Below are 16519 nucleotides of genomic sequence, written 5' to 3' on the forward strand. Positions count from 1 at the left end.
ATACCTTCAGTGTCTTTTCTTATTAGCTTAAATTGGATCCGGTCTCAGTGATGACTCAAGGGGCAGGGAGAACACCTCTCCCGCCTATCTAGCTGTCGTCACCCGCCACGTTCAGTGTCGTCTAATAGAGAAGCGCTCCGTCTGTCCCTCGCATATTGCCTGCGGTGTTTCAGTCTCGTTGCCGAGATTAGGTGGGTGGCGAGCTTCGTTGCGTGGCTCCATCTCTTCTGACACTGACTGGTTTCAGTCTCGTTGCCGAGATTAGGTGGGTGGCGAGCCCTAGCTTGGGAAGTCGTATTCTTTAGTGCTACGTTTCAGTCTCGTTGCCGAGATTAGGTGGGTGGCGAGAAGGTCATTGGAAAAATTTCGAGGGACCAGGAGGGGTTTCAGTCTCGTTGCCGAGATTAGGTGGGTGGCGAGCTCTTCCCGCAGATCTCTTTCGCTACAACACTGCGGTCAGTTTCAGTCTCGTTGCCGAGATTAGGTGGGTGGCGAGTTGAAAGCACGGAGCCAGAACAACAGCCACTGAGAAGTTTCAGTCTCGTTGCCGAGATTAGGTGGGTGGCGAGCAAATATCAGATCCGCAGTGTGAAGCACACGCTCGGTTTCAGTCTCGTTGCCGAGATTAGGTGGGTGGCGAGCTCTGGCGTCTCCCAATTCCGCAGGGCAGCATCTAGGTTTCAGTCTCGTTGCCGAGATTAGGTGGGTGGCGAGCTTTCAGCTTTTCAAGGGCAGCGCTTTCGTCGGCTCCGTCCTGTTTCAGTCTCGTTGCCGAGATTAGGTGGGTGGCGAGCGGGCTGTCAGAACTGCTACGCCATCAAAAGCGCTGTTTCAGTCTCGTTGCCGAGATTAGGTGGGTGGCGAGGCGGCACCGTAGGCAGTCCCACCGGCTGGTATAGCGAGTTTCAGTCTCGTTGCCGAGATTAGGTGGGTGGCGAGCGATGCTCCACCGATCGCGATCGCTAGGATATTGCGTTTCAGTCTCGTTGCCGAGATTAGGTGGGTGGCGAGCAAGTACCTGTCTCCGAGTCGCGATCGAAGTTAAGTTTCAGTCTCGTTGCCGAGATTAGGTGGGTGGCGAGTTTATTAAATGGCTTTTGGAGCAGTTGCTTCGTCCCGGTTTCAGTCTCGTTGCCGAGATTAGGTGGGTGGCGTGATCTCAACTGTAGTCAACGGGTCACCTCAGTTGTGTTTCAGTCTCGTTGCCGAGATTAGGTGGGTGGCGAGCCAAATTGTTAGCGCTGTTCAGAACGCTGAAGATATGTTTCAGTCTCGTTGCCGAGATTAGGTGGGTGGCGAGGGGTGATGATCTCTTTACCGAACAGATCCGCGATAAGTTTCAGTCTCGTTGCCGAGATTAGGTGGGTGGCGAGCCTACTCGGGCATCAAAGTCAACGCCGCCGTGAGGTTTCAGTCTCGTTGCCGAGATTAGGTGGGTGGCGAGCAATGGGTGCAGCCGCAGCAATAAACGGATTGCCTGGTTTCAGTCTCGTTGCCGAGATTAGGTGGGTGGCGAGGTAAATGATGGCGGTGCTCACCCTGGCCAGGTAGCTGTTTCAGTCTCGTTGCCGAGATTAGGTGGGTGGCGAGGTATCAAATCTAAAGCTCAAAAGTATCTGCAAATGAGTTTCAGTCTCGTTGCCGAGATTAGGTGGGTGGCGAGGCGTTCGGGATCAGTCATAAACGCTTTGATGCGAGGAGTTTCAGTCTCGTTGCCGAGATTAGGTGGGTGGCGAGCATGTACTTTATAAATAGCCGTGATCTAGCGCTTTAGTTTCAGTCTCGTTGCCGAGATTAGGTGGGTGGCGAGATCAAGTCGGCGGTGTCTTCGTCGCGGACCAAGAGGTTTCAGTCTCGTTGCCGAGATTAGGTGGGTGGCGAGTCATCTCTGGCCTGACATTCTCGATACTTGGTCAGGTTTCAGTCTCGTTGCCGAGATTAGGTGGGTGGCGAGGCTTGGCCCCTGAAAGCCTTTGCTATCAAGGGTTGTACCGTCCAGTTTGGCAAACCTACTGAAATGGGTGCCAAACCCTATCGCTAACTTACCCGCTAGCACCGGGTGGTTGCCAGAAAAGTATTGAATTTTCAAGGTTCTAAGATTTTGGCAAACCCCCTAGGAAAATTGGGCTTGCTTAGGTTTGCCAGAAAATTGTCGCCCCTCCATCATAGGATGATAGCCTCAGGCTGGCGCGGCTTTTCAGAGCCGTAGGTCAGCGATCGCTTCACTGCCCCAGTATCAAGAACGTAGACCCTCACCGAATCGGTCTCTGGCTTAATCAAGCGTTCTAGCTGCACCTGTAGCCGTGCAAACTGAGTCGCCGTCAGAAAACACTCAAACACACTGTACTGAGTCCACTGTCCATAGCCAGACAGCAGCTTATGAAGACGGTTCCGGCGTTTGTTAGCCGCTTTGTCGTCAGGTAAGTCGTAGATGATGAGGTAAAAGAGTTTTTGAGGCATGGGGAAAGCTGCGGAAAGCCAGGGAGGCTAGCGGAGAATTAGGGGTTTATAGGGGATGTCTTCTTGCAGGTGACGGCTAAGGAGACGGGCCTGGAGTTCGACAGCGCGACGGTAAGAGCAGCGGTAGTCAAAGACGGGATGCTTGAATTCATCAGTCATTTTGCGCTCAAAGGCCTGGAGGAAGGTTTTGCGGCCAGCATCCGAGAGATTGTAGGCCCCCAGGCTTTCGGTAAAGTCCTTGGGTTGAATTTCGCGGTTGTTGAGCACCGCCAGCACCAGGTTGTCGGCAATTAGCGGGCGAAATTCTTCCATCAAATCCAGCACTAGAGCGGGTTGGCCGTGGTGAACCTCGTGGAGATAGCCCACGTAGGGGTCAAGCCCTGCCACATGCACAGCGGCAGTTACCTGCACCCGCAGCAAGGCATAGGCAAAACTCAACAGGGCATTCACCGGGTCTTTAGGCGGGCGTCGGTTGCGACCGGCAAACCCCCAGTCGTGCTTGAGCATGGCGGGCCAGCAGGCAAAATATTCTCTCGCAGCCATCCCTTCCATGCCGCGTACCTGATCTAGAGTCGATTGCTGCTGGGCAGCTTTCTTGCGAGCTTTGAGCGCGTTATTGGGCTGGCCGTGGCGATAGAGGACGCCAAACTGGTTATGAATTTTGGCTTCAACGATACTCTTCACTAGTGTTAAGCGCTTTTCAGCATCTAGGTGCAGGGCATACTGGGCGAGCCGGAGCCGCCCATTGCGAGAGTGGCCCGGCAGGGCAGAACCCAAATATTTTCCAAAGCTGGTCAAGTAGTGAACTGGCAGCCCTAGTTCCAAAGCATAGGTGAGGGCATCGCCTGTGATTTGAGGGTTACCCATAAGCACGACCTGCTCGACTGTCTGAGCCGGTACAGACCGTTTCTGCCAGGAGCCATCCTCTTGGCGCAGGGCTACCGAGAAGGCTTCGTACTTTTTACTCAAAACAGCATCTGGCTGGGTGACGTATAGGGTGGGCATCGCTAGGTGACCTGGCTTAAGAGATTGACTTCAAAGGGCAAACAAATGTCTTGTAGACTACAAGCTTGGCACTTGCGTTTATTTGTAATGGGCTTAGGGATAGGGGTACTGAGGGCAGCATGGGCGGCGGCGATCGCGCCCTCTGTGGCAACCCTCAACTCTGGCGTAAAAGGCACCTGCTGCCGCCGCCGATTGCTGTGGTAGAAGATTTCACCGTGGGTAACAGGCCGTCCGTTTCGCTCTTCTAGGCAAAGTCCAGCGGCACAGAGCTGGAAGTGATCGCTGAGGTGGCGGCCCATAGTGCCTTTTTTGAACTCCACAGGCACTAGCTGATCACCCTGCTGCTCAACCATGTCGATAATGCCTTTGATCTGAAGGCGATCGCTCCATACCCACTGATGGCGGCGCATGAGGGTATCGCCCTCGTACCGTTGCCCTTCGTCGTCTACGACCCGGTGCAGGTGACGACCGAGGATAATGTGTTCGTTGTCGGCCATTTCCCCGAGCTGATATTCCAGGTAAAACCGGCGCGGGCAATATTCCCAGGCATTGAGGTATGCCAGGGGAAGGTAATCGTCAATCATGGTGTATTGGCTAGAAATTGCTACGGACTAGGGAAGTAGCGAACGAGAAAGTCTTGGGGGGTAAGGATGGGAACACCTGAGATTTCGGTGAGGGTTAACAAGTCGAGGTCGCCGCTAATGAGGCTATCGGCGGTGGCGGCAATGGCAATGGCCAAAATACTGGCGTCGTCGGGGTCGCGCAGGCGATCAATTGGCAAGATAGGGGCAGCTATGACCTGGGTAGCTTCGCGGACAGCACCAATAGCGCTATCGGCAGCGATACCCAGTTGCCGGAGCTTGGGCTGCAATTTGGGTTTGTTGAAAGTGCGGGCCAGCTCCTCTAGCTGGGCAGGGGAGGTATAAGCTGTGATCTGGCCTTGGCGAGCGAGCTGGAGCCCCTGGCCCGGTGGCCCGCCCCACAACAACCCAGAAACCCAGATATTGGTGTCAATGACGACGTTCATTCTTGAGGAGCCTGGGCGGCGATTTCGCGGCGCACGTCTTTGACCAGGGTGGTAATGTCATCCATGCTGAGCTGGTCAGGATCGGGGCCGAGGGATTCTACCTTGGCCATCAGGGCATCGAAGGTAGAGGGTTTCTGGATTTTTTGCAGCAAAATGCGATCGCCAGTTTGCCAGACCAGGTATTCATCCCCTGGGTTGAGGGTCTGGAGAATATCTTCGGGTAAATCGATCTGTCGCTGATCGTTGACGCTAATGACTTTGGCTTGAGTCATGGTTTAGCTCCTAAGAGTCTAGGGCACAGCAGTGTTCAGATTCAAGGAATAGTTGTTAGGTAGTTAGGGCAGGCTGCACCTGTCCCATTCCCATAGTAGTTTTGTAGCCCACTCCAGCGAAGAAGGCATATTGGGCCAAAATAGAGGCGATATGGGCTTGCCCGGCATCAGGGAAGCGGTAGCGCACCCAGCCCACAGAGCCAATTTGGGGGCCACCTTCGAGCCGCAGCACCTGGGTTTTGAGGTCAAAGGCAGAGACCATACCCTGCCATTCGATCTGGGGAAAGTGCAGATCCTCTGGGGCAAAGGCATTCCAGCGGCGAAGCAAGCTACCAAAGACTAGCTCTGGCAGCGGAAACGGCTGAATCGTTCTTTTGCCCTGTTTGAAGGCGGTAGGAGATTGAAACTCCAGAAAAATGTCATCGCTGACTGGACTGGTTTTCTCCAAGAGACGATAGTCTCCCATTTGAACCTGTCGGTGTCCGCCAGGTAGCGCCTCAACTCCCCGACAGACAAAGGGAAAATTGCCCAGAGAAATTGGTTTGGTTCCCCAACTATCTATCCCTGCTAGCAAAGGTTGTAGCAGATCGCCATCTAGCAGACTAATGCGGAAGTAAAACTCATCGTCCGGTTGAGTGCCGTGTTTGCGCCGTTTTCCAACTAACCCTGAAAGACTAATTGGAGAAGTTTGGGTACTGTGGATAGCCTGAGCAATAGTAGGGTCTCCGGCTTGTAACCAGACTAAAACCTGAGCATGAATTGCTCGACCTAGGGTAGTGGGCAAGCGCCCTCTACCCGCAGCCCCCAACAGGACTACTAAGGAATATACCGATGTAGCCTTAGGAGGCTTTGGCAACGTATCGTGCTCCGTAGTGAGAGCCAATGGGTAAGCAGGTGTCATTGGGAAGCCTCCAATATTCGCCTTCTAATTGGGCTTGACTAACTAAACTCACAGGTGGCATTACAACCCGGTTATAAATAAGTAACCGGGTAGAGGGTGCTAGATCTAGAGGATTTAGGGGATGGCGACAGATAAACGTGCCTGACACTGTTTTCAAGCCTGTAATAGGAGTGGCCTGAATATGAATTTTGGCGGCCCACTTTCCAAGGCGAATCCAGGTTCGGCGTTTGTCATCATCCTGCTGCTGCATCCAGGCTGGCAATGCGGTTAGATCAGTGGCCGCGATATAGGTGCGATAGGTACTCCCTACAGCTAATTCTTTAGCGCGACCAAAGTTGACTGGGTAGTTACGGTCAGCTCCTTTGTCACCAAACTGTTTAGACTTGCCGTAGTAGTGAACTTGAGCAGCCTTAAAGGTATTCACCTGATATGCCCACTGCAAGGGTTCAGCTGGGAAGACGTAAATTCCTGCCTCATTTAGAGGGTGCAGGCTCTGTTCGTGGCTGCTATCGAGGTAACTAGGCTTTTGAGCATATTCTCCTTGCAGCCGGTAAGGTCGATTAAGGTGCAGCCCCTCAAATAGGGCATAGCTTAATGCCCAGTTGTGTAGGTACTTTTCGGTTTCAAACAGCGTTCCCATTTCGCGGGTGGCGAAAAAAACATTGTCATGGAGAGTGAGATCACATTGGTACAGCATCTTATTTTTCCTTTAGATGCCTATTTGCGCTTGCCTTTTTTGCCTGAGATTGCTCCATAGGTTTCGGCATAGGTTGTGGTCTGCTGGTATAAGGTACCGATTACAGCCTGCAATTGGGTGTCATCCTGATAGATAGCCGTGACCTCAGAGAGTAAATCATCTAGTTGGGGGCCAAAGACTTGCTGGGTCTTTCGCACAGGTTCTTTAGTCAATAAAGTTTCCGCCACTTCTTGAGCCTTATTTCGTACTTCATCGATTGGAGCGCTTAGATCATCTTTAAGAGCATCGTAGAGGGCTTGCGTGAAGTGCAGGTTACTGAAGATTTCTCCATCCGAGAAGGTAATGCCAATTAGATGGTTGGTCATGGTACCAGTACGAGATTCCTGTGCTCCATAGCGACGGGTACGCAGTAAATTACCTAAGACATAGATAAAGCCTTCGTAGGTCGGGTCACGCAGGGTCTCTACCGTTGGAAAGTTGATCTCAGGCAGAATATGGTCAAGCTCATTAATAGAGCTGCGCATGGTTCCAGCTTCGCTCATAGTTCCCCCCTCAAAGGGGGCATTGAAGGTGAAGCTCTTGTGGGATTGCTCATAGGGACTGAGGGAAAATGCCGAGTCCGAATAGACTTTCGACCGTTCAGAGCCACTGTCGCCAATCGCAAAGCCATAGATAATACAGTCAGGGCACTTCTTGCAGGAGCCCTCACCGTTGTACTCGCAAAACTTTTCCTTATCATCCTTGTCAGCAGTGGTGAGGCCCAGCGATCGTAACAGTTCACGACCAGCCAATCGCTCTGGTGTAGTCTGCTTTCGCTTAAACAGAACCAAACGGCTAAACTTATCCTGAGTTTCTAGCCCAGCTTGAGTCCGAGCGACATTTAGCACGCCATCCGTTTGGAATACGGGAAAGGATTGGCTATGGCGCACCATCAGAAAGTGAACGTATTTGCCAGAAGCAAGGCGAGGAAATGCCGTATGAAATTCAGACTTGAGGCTGTCGAGGATAGTCATGATTATTCTTCTCCTTCAGGTTGTTGAGTATTAGCTTGGGATTGGCTTTCTTGCAGTGTCAGCCAACGATAGGCAAATTCAGCCCCAGACTTAATGCGATTTCGATTTTCTTGGAGCAAGGCGCGATCGCCCTTGCACATTTCGCCAAATAAATCTTTAACACAGGTAGTCATGAAGGCCTCGATAGCTTCAAGCTCCTGAATTTTTCGGTCTAGGAAAGGAATGGATTTATCCGACAGAATGGGGCGTTTGTAAATCTCCTGGCGGTCTAGAGCAGCCTGTAGCTGGCCAGCACCCTGGAGGATCAATTCCTCATCGTCCCAATCTTCGGGGACTGACAATATTTCCTCCAATGCTTTAGAAAGAGGTAAAAGTATGGCATGGCTAGACTCACTCAAATGGACCTTGTAAAACTGGCGATATTCTGTCACGAGCTGGTTTGTAATCTTCAACTTTTCTTGCATATCAATGTTTCCTTTTGACCAAATTTGTGCATAACTCCAGTAACGTTTAACTTCCTCCGCGTAAGGTTCTCGTTTCAGCCCACGAAAATGAGATGCTGCTAAAGAGAAAATATTCAGCACATCTGTCATGATGTCTCGAACCGTATTAGCAAAGGCTCGCCAGCGCGGATCAGGTGGATCACCTTCGCAGTCAAGATGGAGAGCATAGGCAATTAATAATCGATTCAAGATTTCATCCAGCCTCTGAACTCGGCCTTGCATCCACTCTTCAAGATGTAGCGAGTTTGGTAAGCCCAAAGAATTCCAAAACCCTGCTGGTCCATCTAGCTTGACCGACTCTCGGAACTCACTATCACTACTGTAGAGTGGAGCTGGGCTAGTTGAAGCGACTACTTTGACCCCTAGCAATAGAGGGAGAGCGATCGCTAAGAAAGCAGGCTCAATCCAAGCATCGGTAACTGTTTTACCCCGTGTAGTTGTATAGGTAATAGCAACAAAAGGCAAATCACGCTTTTCGCCACGACCATAGTTAGAATCAGCAAAACGACCTTCTTCAGATTTCTCTTTTAGCCATGGGTATGATCTCAACGCTTGGATATCCATTTCGTGCTCTTGCCAGAATTTACGAATATCCCAAAAATTGATGCGATCTTTCAACTCATCCATTAAGACCCGAATAGCCTTTGCCGTCTGGGGTGAGTAGACATAGGCCGGTAAGACGTAGATAAACACAGGTCTTTGGTCTTCTAACTTGCCCGCAGGAGCCGCCCACATGGCTTGCCTAATCAACATCTCTAATGACCAGATTTTAGAGATGCCACGTTTAATCTGTCTCCCACCCAGCGAATTTTTGTTGCTATATTGCTGAGGTTTGAATAGCACGACAGAATCCATCTGATCTTCAGAGGCAAATTGACCAGAGCTTAAAGAGCAGATGGGTTGCCGCGCTGCTTTTGTTTTAGCTGCAACATATCCTGCTAATTCATCCCCAAAAGGGGTCAAAGTTTGGTGCCATCCTGTAATTTCAAGGTTTTGACTCAAATAATCTAGAAAAATATCCTGGGTCGGGCTTTTGTGACTGTCCAAAAAATTATGTTCCTCTGCCCAGTCTGCAAGGGCATTAGAGAAGGCTACCAAGACTTCTTGTGATTGATCTTTATCTAGTGTGTTATCCCTAACCACAGCAATATAGTGGGCTGCTGCATAATACCATCCATAGTTAACTCCCCCAGCCTGCACTTGAGTTTGTTCTGGTGTGATGGATTGATCAATACCTAGATACTCTAGTACCCAAGGAGCAAACTCAGGAATGTCTCCAAAAAACTCTTTCTGTGCTAGAAAGATGAGCTCAGCTAGGCGATCGCTTCTAAGATCTGCCGCTGGCTCAAGGCTTTCTCTTTCAGCTTCACTTAAGCCAAGGGACTCTAACCGTTTTGGAGTGGCCGGATTCTTGACATTGCCTACCTTCGCAGTAATGACATCTGGCAATCCACGGATGAGCTGAACTGGGCTGAATAGCTCTAGGGTTTGGGGCGCGACTTTTAGACCTTTGCCATCACGCTTAAAGCCAATCTCTCCAGTCAGCATCTTGCTAGCCAGCAAAGATTGAATTTGCTCCCAAAGCACACCTTGAACAGTATCTCGATCTGGGGTTTCTGAACTCTGGGGTGCAAGGTAGACAACCCCTTGGGCAAAAAACAAGATGGGCTGCCAATCTAGTTCCTTGGTAAAATGTAGCACGGCATTATGAATGCCACTGCTGAGCAAGCCAGTACAATCGCGAAGGCGATGATAAACCAATTTTCGGTCTATTTGAAGAGCATCCAGATGTTCTCTTAATCGGTCGCCCCTAGTCGTAGTCAGGATGTCTGACGGATTCCCCATATGAACAGCAATATCGCCAAAAGCTAATAGAGGCCGCAAAGGATTTCTTAGACGACGGCTATCAATCTTGAAAGTTGGCCAATTAATCGAAACTAGATTTGTCCCGGCTTTGTATTGAGTGTTTTGAGCTAGAAAGCCAATATCACTTAGATAATCCTGCCATTCTGGCCAGAACGCTGAAAAATTTAGCTTCTCTCCAAGTTCTCGGCAAAGCCGCAAAATCTCCTCAACTTTGTGAGCTTTTGGAGAGTCTTCCTCTTCGCCCTGACAATACTTGTTGTAGTCATGGAGTGTCAGTCCTAGGCATAGAAGATGTTGCTCTTCTTCAGTAAGCTGTTTATCCTCATCCAAAAAAGGTTGGAGATTCCACGCCGTCAGAATGGCGTTAATGACATGGACGAGCAAACTTTGGTCAGCACTTTGGCTCCAACGTTGTGCTTTCTCTTCACCATACAGATCGTCACGGAGACGATGACGATGCACAGCTTCAGAGCCTCCGAGGGCAGGAATTAGGGCAAATTCCCGTTCCATAGCAGGCACAACGGTTTCAACAAACTTTTGAAGAACTGGATCCGGCTCTTCTCGAAGCGTAATGGTGAGTAAGTCTTGCAGGAGAGTCATAGGAGTTGATGACCTAGAAAATGGTTGGAGCCGAATTCTGACGACATAGTTTGGTTAATCGACCATTTTTTAACGCTTTAAGCAGCAAAGCATCTTGGCCAAAGGCACAGGCGTAGGTTTTCTCGGAACTATCAGTCAAAGAATGCAGCCCAAACAGTGGGCCGACTCGAAAGGCATCTCTCACCTTCCAGTAGTCGCCCGGTACTAAAAAACTGAGAAAACTCTTTCGAGTCAAGCAATTAATGACATCGGATTGGGGATGGTGGGTTAGGCAGAGTTTGCCGAGCAAAATTAAGGTACACCCTTGCAGTTCGCTGCTATCTCGTCCAGTACGCAGTTGAATATCAATCCGCTCATCAACCCATCTCTGTACTTTCAAGAAAACCTGGGCGTATTGAAAGGTGTAGCTTTGATAACCTTGGCTAAGCGCTGCGTCTAGAAAATCAGATTCCTCTAATACTTCTACCTGGGTATAGGGAAGGAGCCTGAGTAAGTCATAGGTATAGAAGCGCTTGTCATCCCACACAGCCGCTTGGAGGCTGGTACCACCACGAAAACGGATCAACTCAGATTGAATTGCATCTGCGACGGGCTGATCAAAGTCTCTGAGCTTCCATTTTGCGGTGCCTGCAATGCTATTACCGTAGAGAGGTTGTAGGTCTTGGGTGATGCGATCGCATACAGGCTGCATTACCTTGGCATATCCCTTTTCCTGCAATTTTGATAGCATTCCATGGGCCTGCACCACTCCCCATTCCCGGTGATATTCCTGAAATTCCTTGGGGGCATCAAAAGCTTTAAGCACGGCATCTTTGAGGGCTTCCCGATCAATACTGACTTCTTCAGACAGTTGTTTTTGCAGCCGCGATAGAATCCAAGGTGCGTGTTCTGGCAGTAGGGCAATAGCTCGATATTGCTTAAATCCCTGATGGCGTCCTAATCGGCCCAAGCGCTGGATGACAGTTGCAGAGTCGCTGCTTTCAAAAATCAGTAGGTGAATCTTGAAATCGACCCCTACATCTACTGCGGAGGTGCCAACAACCAGTACAGGTTTAGCGGAATTCTTTAGCTTGTTCTGTGTCTGTTGACGAGAAGCGCGATCCATACGCCCACTAATTTCCTCGACCTCCACTGAATCTTGAAAAAGACCTTTTAGAAGTTCGACCACTCGACCTGCTTGTGCGACTGAGTTGAGGATAATCAGCCCTCGACCTCGATCTTCTGCGGTTAGAGCAGCTTCGATATCGTCGTGGTGCTCTGCTAACCAACCCATGGCATCCTGTTTCTTAAGCTGCACAAACTCTAAGTCAACCGCCTCAAGAATTTTGCGATACCCAGGTTGTGCATGGTCAGAATAATTACCAGGAATTTTCTCTGTTTCAAATCCTGCTGCTTTGAGCTGCTTGATGAAAGAGTCCTTGGGAGTAGCCGAGGTAAATAGGAAACGTCGCTTACGTTGCTGCGATCGCCGGATAAAACTGAGGCTGTTAATGACCGCCGCTTCCTGGTGAGGCCCAAAGATATGAAACTCGTCAAACACCCACACATCGGGGAACTCGGCCATCAATAGCGGCAGCTCTGTCTCACCATAGGCAGGGTTGCGATATTGAAAATGTGTGATTAAGTGGAAAATATCCGGATTGGTCAGAATTAGTGGCTTATTTTCGATCGCCTTGCGGAGTTCTTGAAACCGATTGCTCTCTCCATCGCTTACGCGGCGGCTGAGTTCCTCGCCGTACAAGCGATCAATGCGCTTATCGGCGTTCAGCCCAAAAAGGGAATGCCACCCTTTCTCAATACTTCCATCACTATTTTTCCTATCCCGATGGCTTCTGTCCTGGTCATCCACCAGCTCAATGGTGGGATACAGCCCCATGATTCTGAAGTTTTTGTCGAGTAGCCCCGCTAGGTAAGCTGCCAAAGATTTACCATCTCCTGTTGTTGCTGTATTGAAGATGATGTCAGCATCCCCTTTCACCACTGCCTCCCACGTTCGAGCCTGGTGAACAGACAAAGGGCAAGACTGACCCTCAAGAGGCTTAAGCCCAGAATTTTCAGCCACTCGACAATACTTCTGACACCCCAGAGGGCATTGCCCTGGCCCTGCGTTGAGCTTGGAGTATAGAGGTTTAAGAGAAACTTTCACAGCTTGTTCCTTGCGGGACTGAAGCAATACTAATACTGCACAAAAAATAGATGACATCAAAAAATGATGTCTTCCCAAACAGTCCTCTCAACCCCTACGCTGGCAGAGGCTGAAAGGCTAATTAACTCAGCGTGTCCTACGCCGCAGGCAAAATAGAGACAGGCTTAATCCAAACATCCCAGCGCCAGCGCTTTTTAACCTTCTGCTGAGTTGAGGGAAAGATTGCGATTACTCCGAGGGAGTACCGTATTTCCAATGCACCTTGTATGGCTACGTCGCGGATAGACTTACCAGAAATTCTTTCTTGAGTCACCAGTTGTACTAGCCGCTCCACTTCTTCTGTACGCAGGCTAGTAGCGATTGGGGCTTCAAACCCCCCGAAATTTAGGCTATAGTTCATACTAAGTCCTTATGTAAGGGCGCTACAACAAACGGTCGTTAGCTCAGGCGTCCAAACCAACTAACTACCTATCTATTGGAGGGGGGGTGCTAATTAGCATCTCCCCTCTATGGTTTTTAACTTAACCTAGATTTAGAGATCGCGTCAATAGGTCTATACTATCACCTAAAAAATTATGTCTCTCAACCGTGTCTCGTAGAGTGATATCCTAATCTCCGGAGGGAAGGCTGGTGAGATAATAATCCTGCCACTGCGGGACTGAAACATAGTGTAGACTTATAGCGCTCCTTCCCTCTGCAACACAGCTTTAGTTCTTTAACATCCTGCATTGAGAGCCTTTTGGGAGATCTGCGATTAGTCAGATAGCTTTTGCCCTCGAAATCTTGCGGTGTCTATCCGAGAAACCCTTAACTCGGGAGGCGCTGAGCATCCTAATGGCGGATTTCTTGGACGAGCATGGTCAGTCCTCTAATGACATTGATCAGAAAGTAAGCCGAACTATCCGGAAGCTGAGGGATTGCGGCTTCAAAATTAACAGTGCGCCCAATCGCCCCTACGAGCTGGTGGAGTCAACTTTCCCAGTGCTGTTCTCTCCCAAGCAGCGAGAATCTCTAGCCCTGGCGGCTTATGTTCTTAGCGATATGGGATTTTCGGCCCAAGCCAGCGACTTGCTCAATCTTGGCAAGCTCAGCACACCAGTAGAACCATCCCAGGTCAAAGTCGCCTTTAGTCCTCCGGTCGACTACAGCGAGACCAGGCTCGAAGAAACCGTGAAACAGCTACAAGACCGTTTTCAGCAGGAGTGCCGTTACGTCATCAAATATCGCAGTAGTGCAGGGAATGCCAGGAATTGGGATTGCGATCGTTCAGAACTCCGATTCCACAATGGTTTACTTTATCTCTTCGCCCACGTTCCAGACTTCTCACCTCGCTACAGCGACAAACGCCCCAGCATCGAGCAAAACCAAATTTTCCGAGTAGATCGGATTCTCAAGATTTACCCAGCTTCCACCACCCATTGGTCTAGGCTCTACTTTCCCACCGAAAAAATTTCCTATCGAATGAGTGGCCCCCTAGCCTATTACCAGCCCCGCCGAGCTAACGAAGTTGAGCTATATCGAGACCCTGACAACCAGTTTGTCGATATTGAAACCACCGAAGATCACTGGTTTTGGTTCCGTCAGCGCATTTTGCAGTATGGGCGTAATGTAAGAATCCTTGAGCCCCAGTGGATGGCAGATCACATTCAAGAAGAATACGAGCAGGCCTTAAAAACCTATGAGAAGCACCCTGACCCTTAATTGAAGCGAGCTAGACCTTTTTCCACCAGTTCTTCGCCTTTTCCGTCCTTTCTCGGCTCGTCAGCTGACTGTAAGTTCGGTCAGCCTCTCGAACCGAGTGCCCCATCATCTCGGCCAAAGCCTCATCCTGATCACGGCTACCATACTTCCGCTGCCAGGTAATCGCAATTCGCCGGAAATCGTGGGGTGAAGTCCGCTTGGGCTCGCCGTACAAAATTCCCGTCGTGTTATACATAGCACGGGTAACAATTTCGCTAAGCTTAACGCCGTCATAGGGTTGACCGACCTTATGGGGCGTTCTACGAGATATGTGGATAAACACCCTCTGATGCTCAGTTGGGATTTTAGGTCGCCAAACATTCAGCCATTCATCCAAATCAGTTATTAGATTGGCAGGCAAAGCAAACTCCCGATCCTTTCCCGTCTTGCTACCAGTTTTATGATCTTCAGGCCGAAGACGTACCACATACCCCTCCTCCTCTCGAAAGAGCGTTGTGCCTAACTCCAGCTCTCTTAATTCCCGCTGCCTAACCGGACAATACGTCAAAATGGCCACCAACAAGTATCGCTGCCAACTGAGCATAACGGCTACATCCGAGCGCTTGCGGCCAGCATGGTGCTTTTCCTGGCCCCTTCTGAAGGCAGTTCTTTGAGGGGCACAGCATTTGCGAAGGTAATTAGCCACCTCAACACACTGCTCAAAAGTCACCAACTTCTCGTCAAGCATTTCCTTAGAAGTGGTTCGTCTAGGTTCTCTCTCCCGCTTATGGGCAATTTCCAGCATCAGAGCGCGAATATCCTCAATTTCTTGGATATCCCGGTACTTTGAGAGCTTTGAGCATTTGTAATGCTGCCATTTTGTGATATTCAGCGCAGCAGCCCCAATCAAGGTCGCCCAGCCGTACCCATTTCCCCGATCATTGATTCCCCAAGCAATAAATTCATCCAAATAGTCTCGGTCAGCCATCATTTCTAGTCTTAGTTCCTCTAAAGGAACATCCTGGAATCGGTGCATCCATCCAAAAAAATATCGGATTGAGTTTTTGTAAGTTTGAAATGTGGCTTCGCGGAGAGGTCGGTCTTTACGTTTGGGAATCTCCGGTGCAGTCAGAAACCGATGCAATTTTTCCAACTGGTTCTCCAGGGCAGGAGGAAATTCCTCATCCCTAAGCCCGTAGGGGTTAGCAGAATACTGGCGGCGCTTGCCCTTTCTTTCTCTTGCCAAGTCGTACCCAACAAACATACGAGGTGTGAGCTTACCGTCATAAGTGCCAACAGCATCGTGGTACCAAGCCTGATCCCTGGACCAGTTGAGGAAACGATTGAGGGCCGACTTGTAGTTGGCTAGCGTTCCCCCACTAACACCAGCAGCGATCGCAGACTGTAAAAGGCGAGACTCAGCATTCTGAAAATCTCGAATCTTCACATCTTTCAGGGCCAAAGTGAATCCTATCTCTTTTTTTAAGGATTCAACCAAGAAACCATGACTTGGCAGAACATACTTCCGAAGAGTGGTTTTCAGATTACTCAAAAGCTTCGGATTTAACCCAACAAGTGCTGAGCCAGCAAATAGATCCAGGACGTCAAACAGGGAAGTAGGTACATAATAAGTCATTTTCTTGAGTATTAAAAACGCAACTTTACTCCATTATAACTGGTTATTATATCCCTTAAAAATCACATACCTAATAATATCCAACGCCTTCATAATCTCTATAGAATAAGGCTTCCAGAGAGTTCACATAGAATGCTGATAGGATTTTAGGAATATGATTCCTATGGATTTTTAATCGAAGGCAGATAAGCACTATGCGATTGTTGTGTTGACGTATCGCCTTTCTTTCCTGACTTTCTTTAGGCGGCAGCCACAGTATCATGAATGTCTTAAATCAATAGGCCAATGGCATAAAAATCGCAAAGAGCCTTTGACACCCTGCGCTAAATAAAAATTAATCACAAGGAAACAAGAGTCATTTAAGGGCTTTGGGAATAGTACACGCTACTCGAAACCCGATAGTATCAAATGAGTCGCGAGGATAATCATTCAAACGACATGCAGAACGACAATCCCCTTGAGGGCTTTTCCAAGAACCACCGCGAATAACCCTAGCTGCATCCTCATCATCGGTAAGCCAAGCACTGCCGTTTGTAGGTGCACCTTCCTTGGTGGTGCAGAAAAGTCCTGAAAGGGTTGTTGTGAAAGGAGTCCCAAATGAGACAGGGTAGATGGGAAGGGGCATTTCATGAGAGGCTTGAATTCCCCAACTCAAGGCCAGTCTCATGGAAACACCCCTCTTGTATCGTCAACTGCAAGACCAATTGAGTCAA

At 49.5% G+C, this 16519-nt stretch carries 14 protein-coding genes and 1 CRISPR repeat array; of the genes, 1 reads left to right on the top strand and 13 read right to left on the bottom strand.

The genetic code is table 11. The features are described from left to right. The first annotated feature begins 166 nt into the window (after positions 1-166). Positions 167-1954: a CRISPR direct-repeat array (repeat unit 37 nt; unit sequence GTTTCAGTCTCGTTGCCGAGATTAGGTGGGTGGCGAG). A gap of 209 nt (positions 1955-2163) precedes the next feature. From cas2 to IQ273_RS19530, 11 genes are all read right to left on the bottom strand, one after another. Then, on the bottom strand, positions 2164-2460 hold the full coding sequence (gene cas2, locus IQ273_RS19480; protein ID WP_194024829.1) for a CRISPR-associated endonuclease Cas2: 297 nt from the start codon (positions 2458-2460) through the stop codon (positions 2164-2166). Between the two features lie 27 nt (positions 2461-2487). Then, entirely contained in the window at positions 2488-3465 is a 978-nt protein-coding gene (gene cas1d, locus IQ273_RS19485) for a type I-D CRISPR-associated endonuclease Cas1d (RefSeq protein WP_194024830.1), read from the bottom strand. A gap of 2 nt (positions 3466-3467) precedes the next feature. Continuing rightward, a complete protein-coding gene (gene cas4 / locus IQ273_RS19490) occupies positions 3468-4049 on the bottom strand; it encodes a CRISPR-associated protein Cas4 (RefSeq protein WP_194024831.1) in 582 nt (193 codons plus the stop codon). A gap of 20 nt (positions 4050-4069) precedes the next feature. Further along, positions 4070-4492 carry a putative toxin-antitoxin system toxin component, PIN family gene (locus IQ273_RS19495; RefSeq protein ID WP_194024832.1) on the bottom strand — a complete coding sequence of 141 codons (423 nt, stop codon included), beginning with the start codon at positions 4490-4492 and terminating at the stop codon, positions 4070-4072. Next, on the bottom strand, positions 4489-4764 hold the full coding sequence (locus tag IQ273_RS19500) for a hypothetical protein (RefSeq protein WP_194024833.1): 276 nt from the start codon (positions 4762-4764) through the stop codon (positions 4489-4491). Before IQ273_RS19500 ends, IQ273_RS19495 begins: the two co-directional genes overlap by 4 nt. A gap of 55 nt (positions 4765-4819) precedes the next feature. After that, positions 4820-5548, bottom strand: coding sequence for a CRISPR-associated endoribonuclease Cas6 (gene cas6, locus IQ273_RS19505; RefSeq protein WP_228053406.1), 729 nt, complete (start codon positions 5546-5548; stop codon positions 4820-4822). 55 nt (positions 5549-5603) lie between these two features. After that, on the bottom strand, positions 5604-6362 hold the full coding sequence (cas5d, locus tag IQ273_RS19510) for a type I-D CRISPR-associated protein Cas5/Csc1 (protein ID WP_194024835.1): 759 nt from the start codon (positions 6360-6362) through the stop codon (positions 5604-5606). 20 nt (positions 6363-6382) lie between these two features. Continuing rightward, positions 6383-7375, bottom strand: a complete 993-nt coding sequence (gene cas7d, locus IQ273_RS19515; protein WP_194024836.1) for a type I-D CRISPR-associated protein Cas7/Csc2 — start codon at positions 7373-7375, stop codon at positions 6383-6385. Positions 7376-7377: 2 nt separating this feature from the next. After that, positions 7378-10344, bottom strand: a complete 2967-nt coding sequence (gene cas10d / locus IQ273_RS19520; protein ID WP_194024837.1) for a type I-D CRISPR-associated protein Cas10d/Csc3 — start codon at positions 10342-10344, stop codon at positions 7378-7380. A 13-nt stretch (positions 10345-10357) separates the two neighbouring features. Then, complete coding sequence (gene cas3 / locus IQ273_RS19525) at positions 10358-12490, bottom strand: type I-D CRISPR-associated helicase Cas3' (RefSeq protein WP_194024838.1); 2133 nt, start codon at positions 12488-12490, stop codon at positions 10358-10360. Between the two features lie 136 nt (positions 12491-12626). Beyond that, positions 12627-12890 carry a hypothetical protein gene (locus tag IQ273_RS19530; RefSeq protein ID WP_194024839.1) on the bottom strand — a complete coding sequence of 88 codons (264 nt, stop codon included), beginning with the start codon at positions 12888-12890 and terminating at the stop codon, positions 12627-12629. A gap of 434 nt (positions 12891-13324) precedes the next feature. On the opposite strand from IQ273_RS19530, the gene IQ273_RS19535 reads away from it, so the two are divergent. Beyond that, positions 13325-14191, top strand: coding sequence for a YafY family protein (locus tag IQ273_RS19535; protein WP_194024840.1), 867 nt, complete (start codon positions 13325-13327; stop codon positions 14189-14191). 10 nt (positions 14192-14201) lie between these two features. Here the strand turns inward: IQ273_RS19535 and IQ273_RS19540 are convergent, their stop codons facing one another. Together IQ273_RS19540 and IQ273_RS35865 are read right to left on the bottom strand one after the other, a co-directional pair. Beyond that, positions 14202-15806, bottom strand: a complete 1605-nt coding sequence (locus tag IQ273_RS19540) for a tyrosine-type recombinase/integrase (RefSeq protein WP_194024841.1) — start codon at positions 15804-15806, stop codon at positions 14202-14204. 355 nt (positions 15807-16161) lie between these two features. After that, positions 16162-16473, bottom strand: coding sequence for a formylglycine-generating enzyme family protein (locus tag IQ273_RS35865; RefSeq protein ID WP_397198245.1), 312 nt, complete (start codon positions 16471-16473; stop codon positions 16162-16164). Between the last annotated feature and the right edge of the window lie 46 nt (positions 16474-16519).

The organism is Nodosilinea sp. LEGE 07298, assembly GCF_015207265.1.
In the GTDB taxonomy this organism is placed as follows: domain Bacteria; phylum Cyanobacteriota; class Cyanobacteriia; order Phormidesmidales; family Phormidesmidaceae; genus Nodosilinea.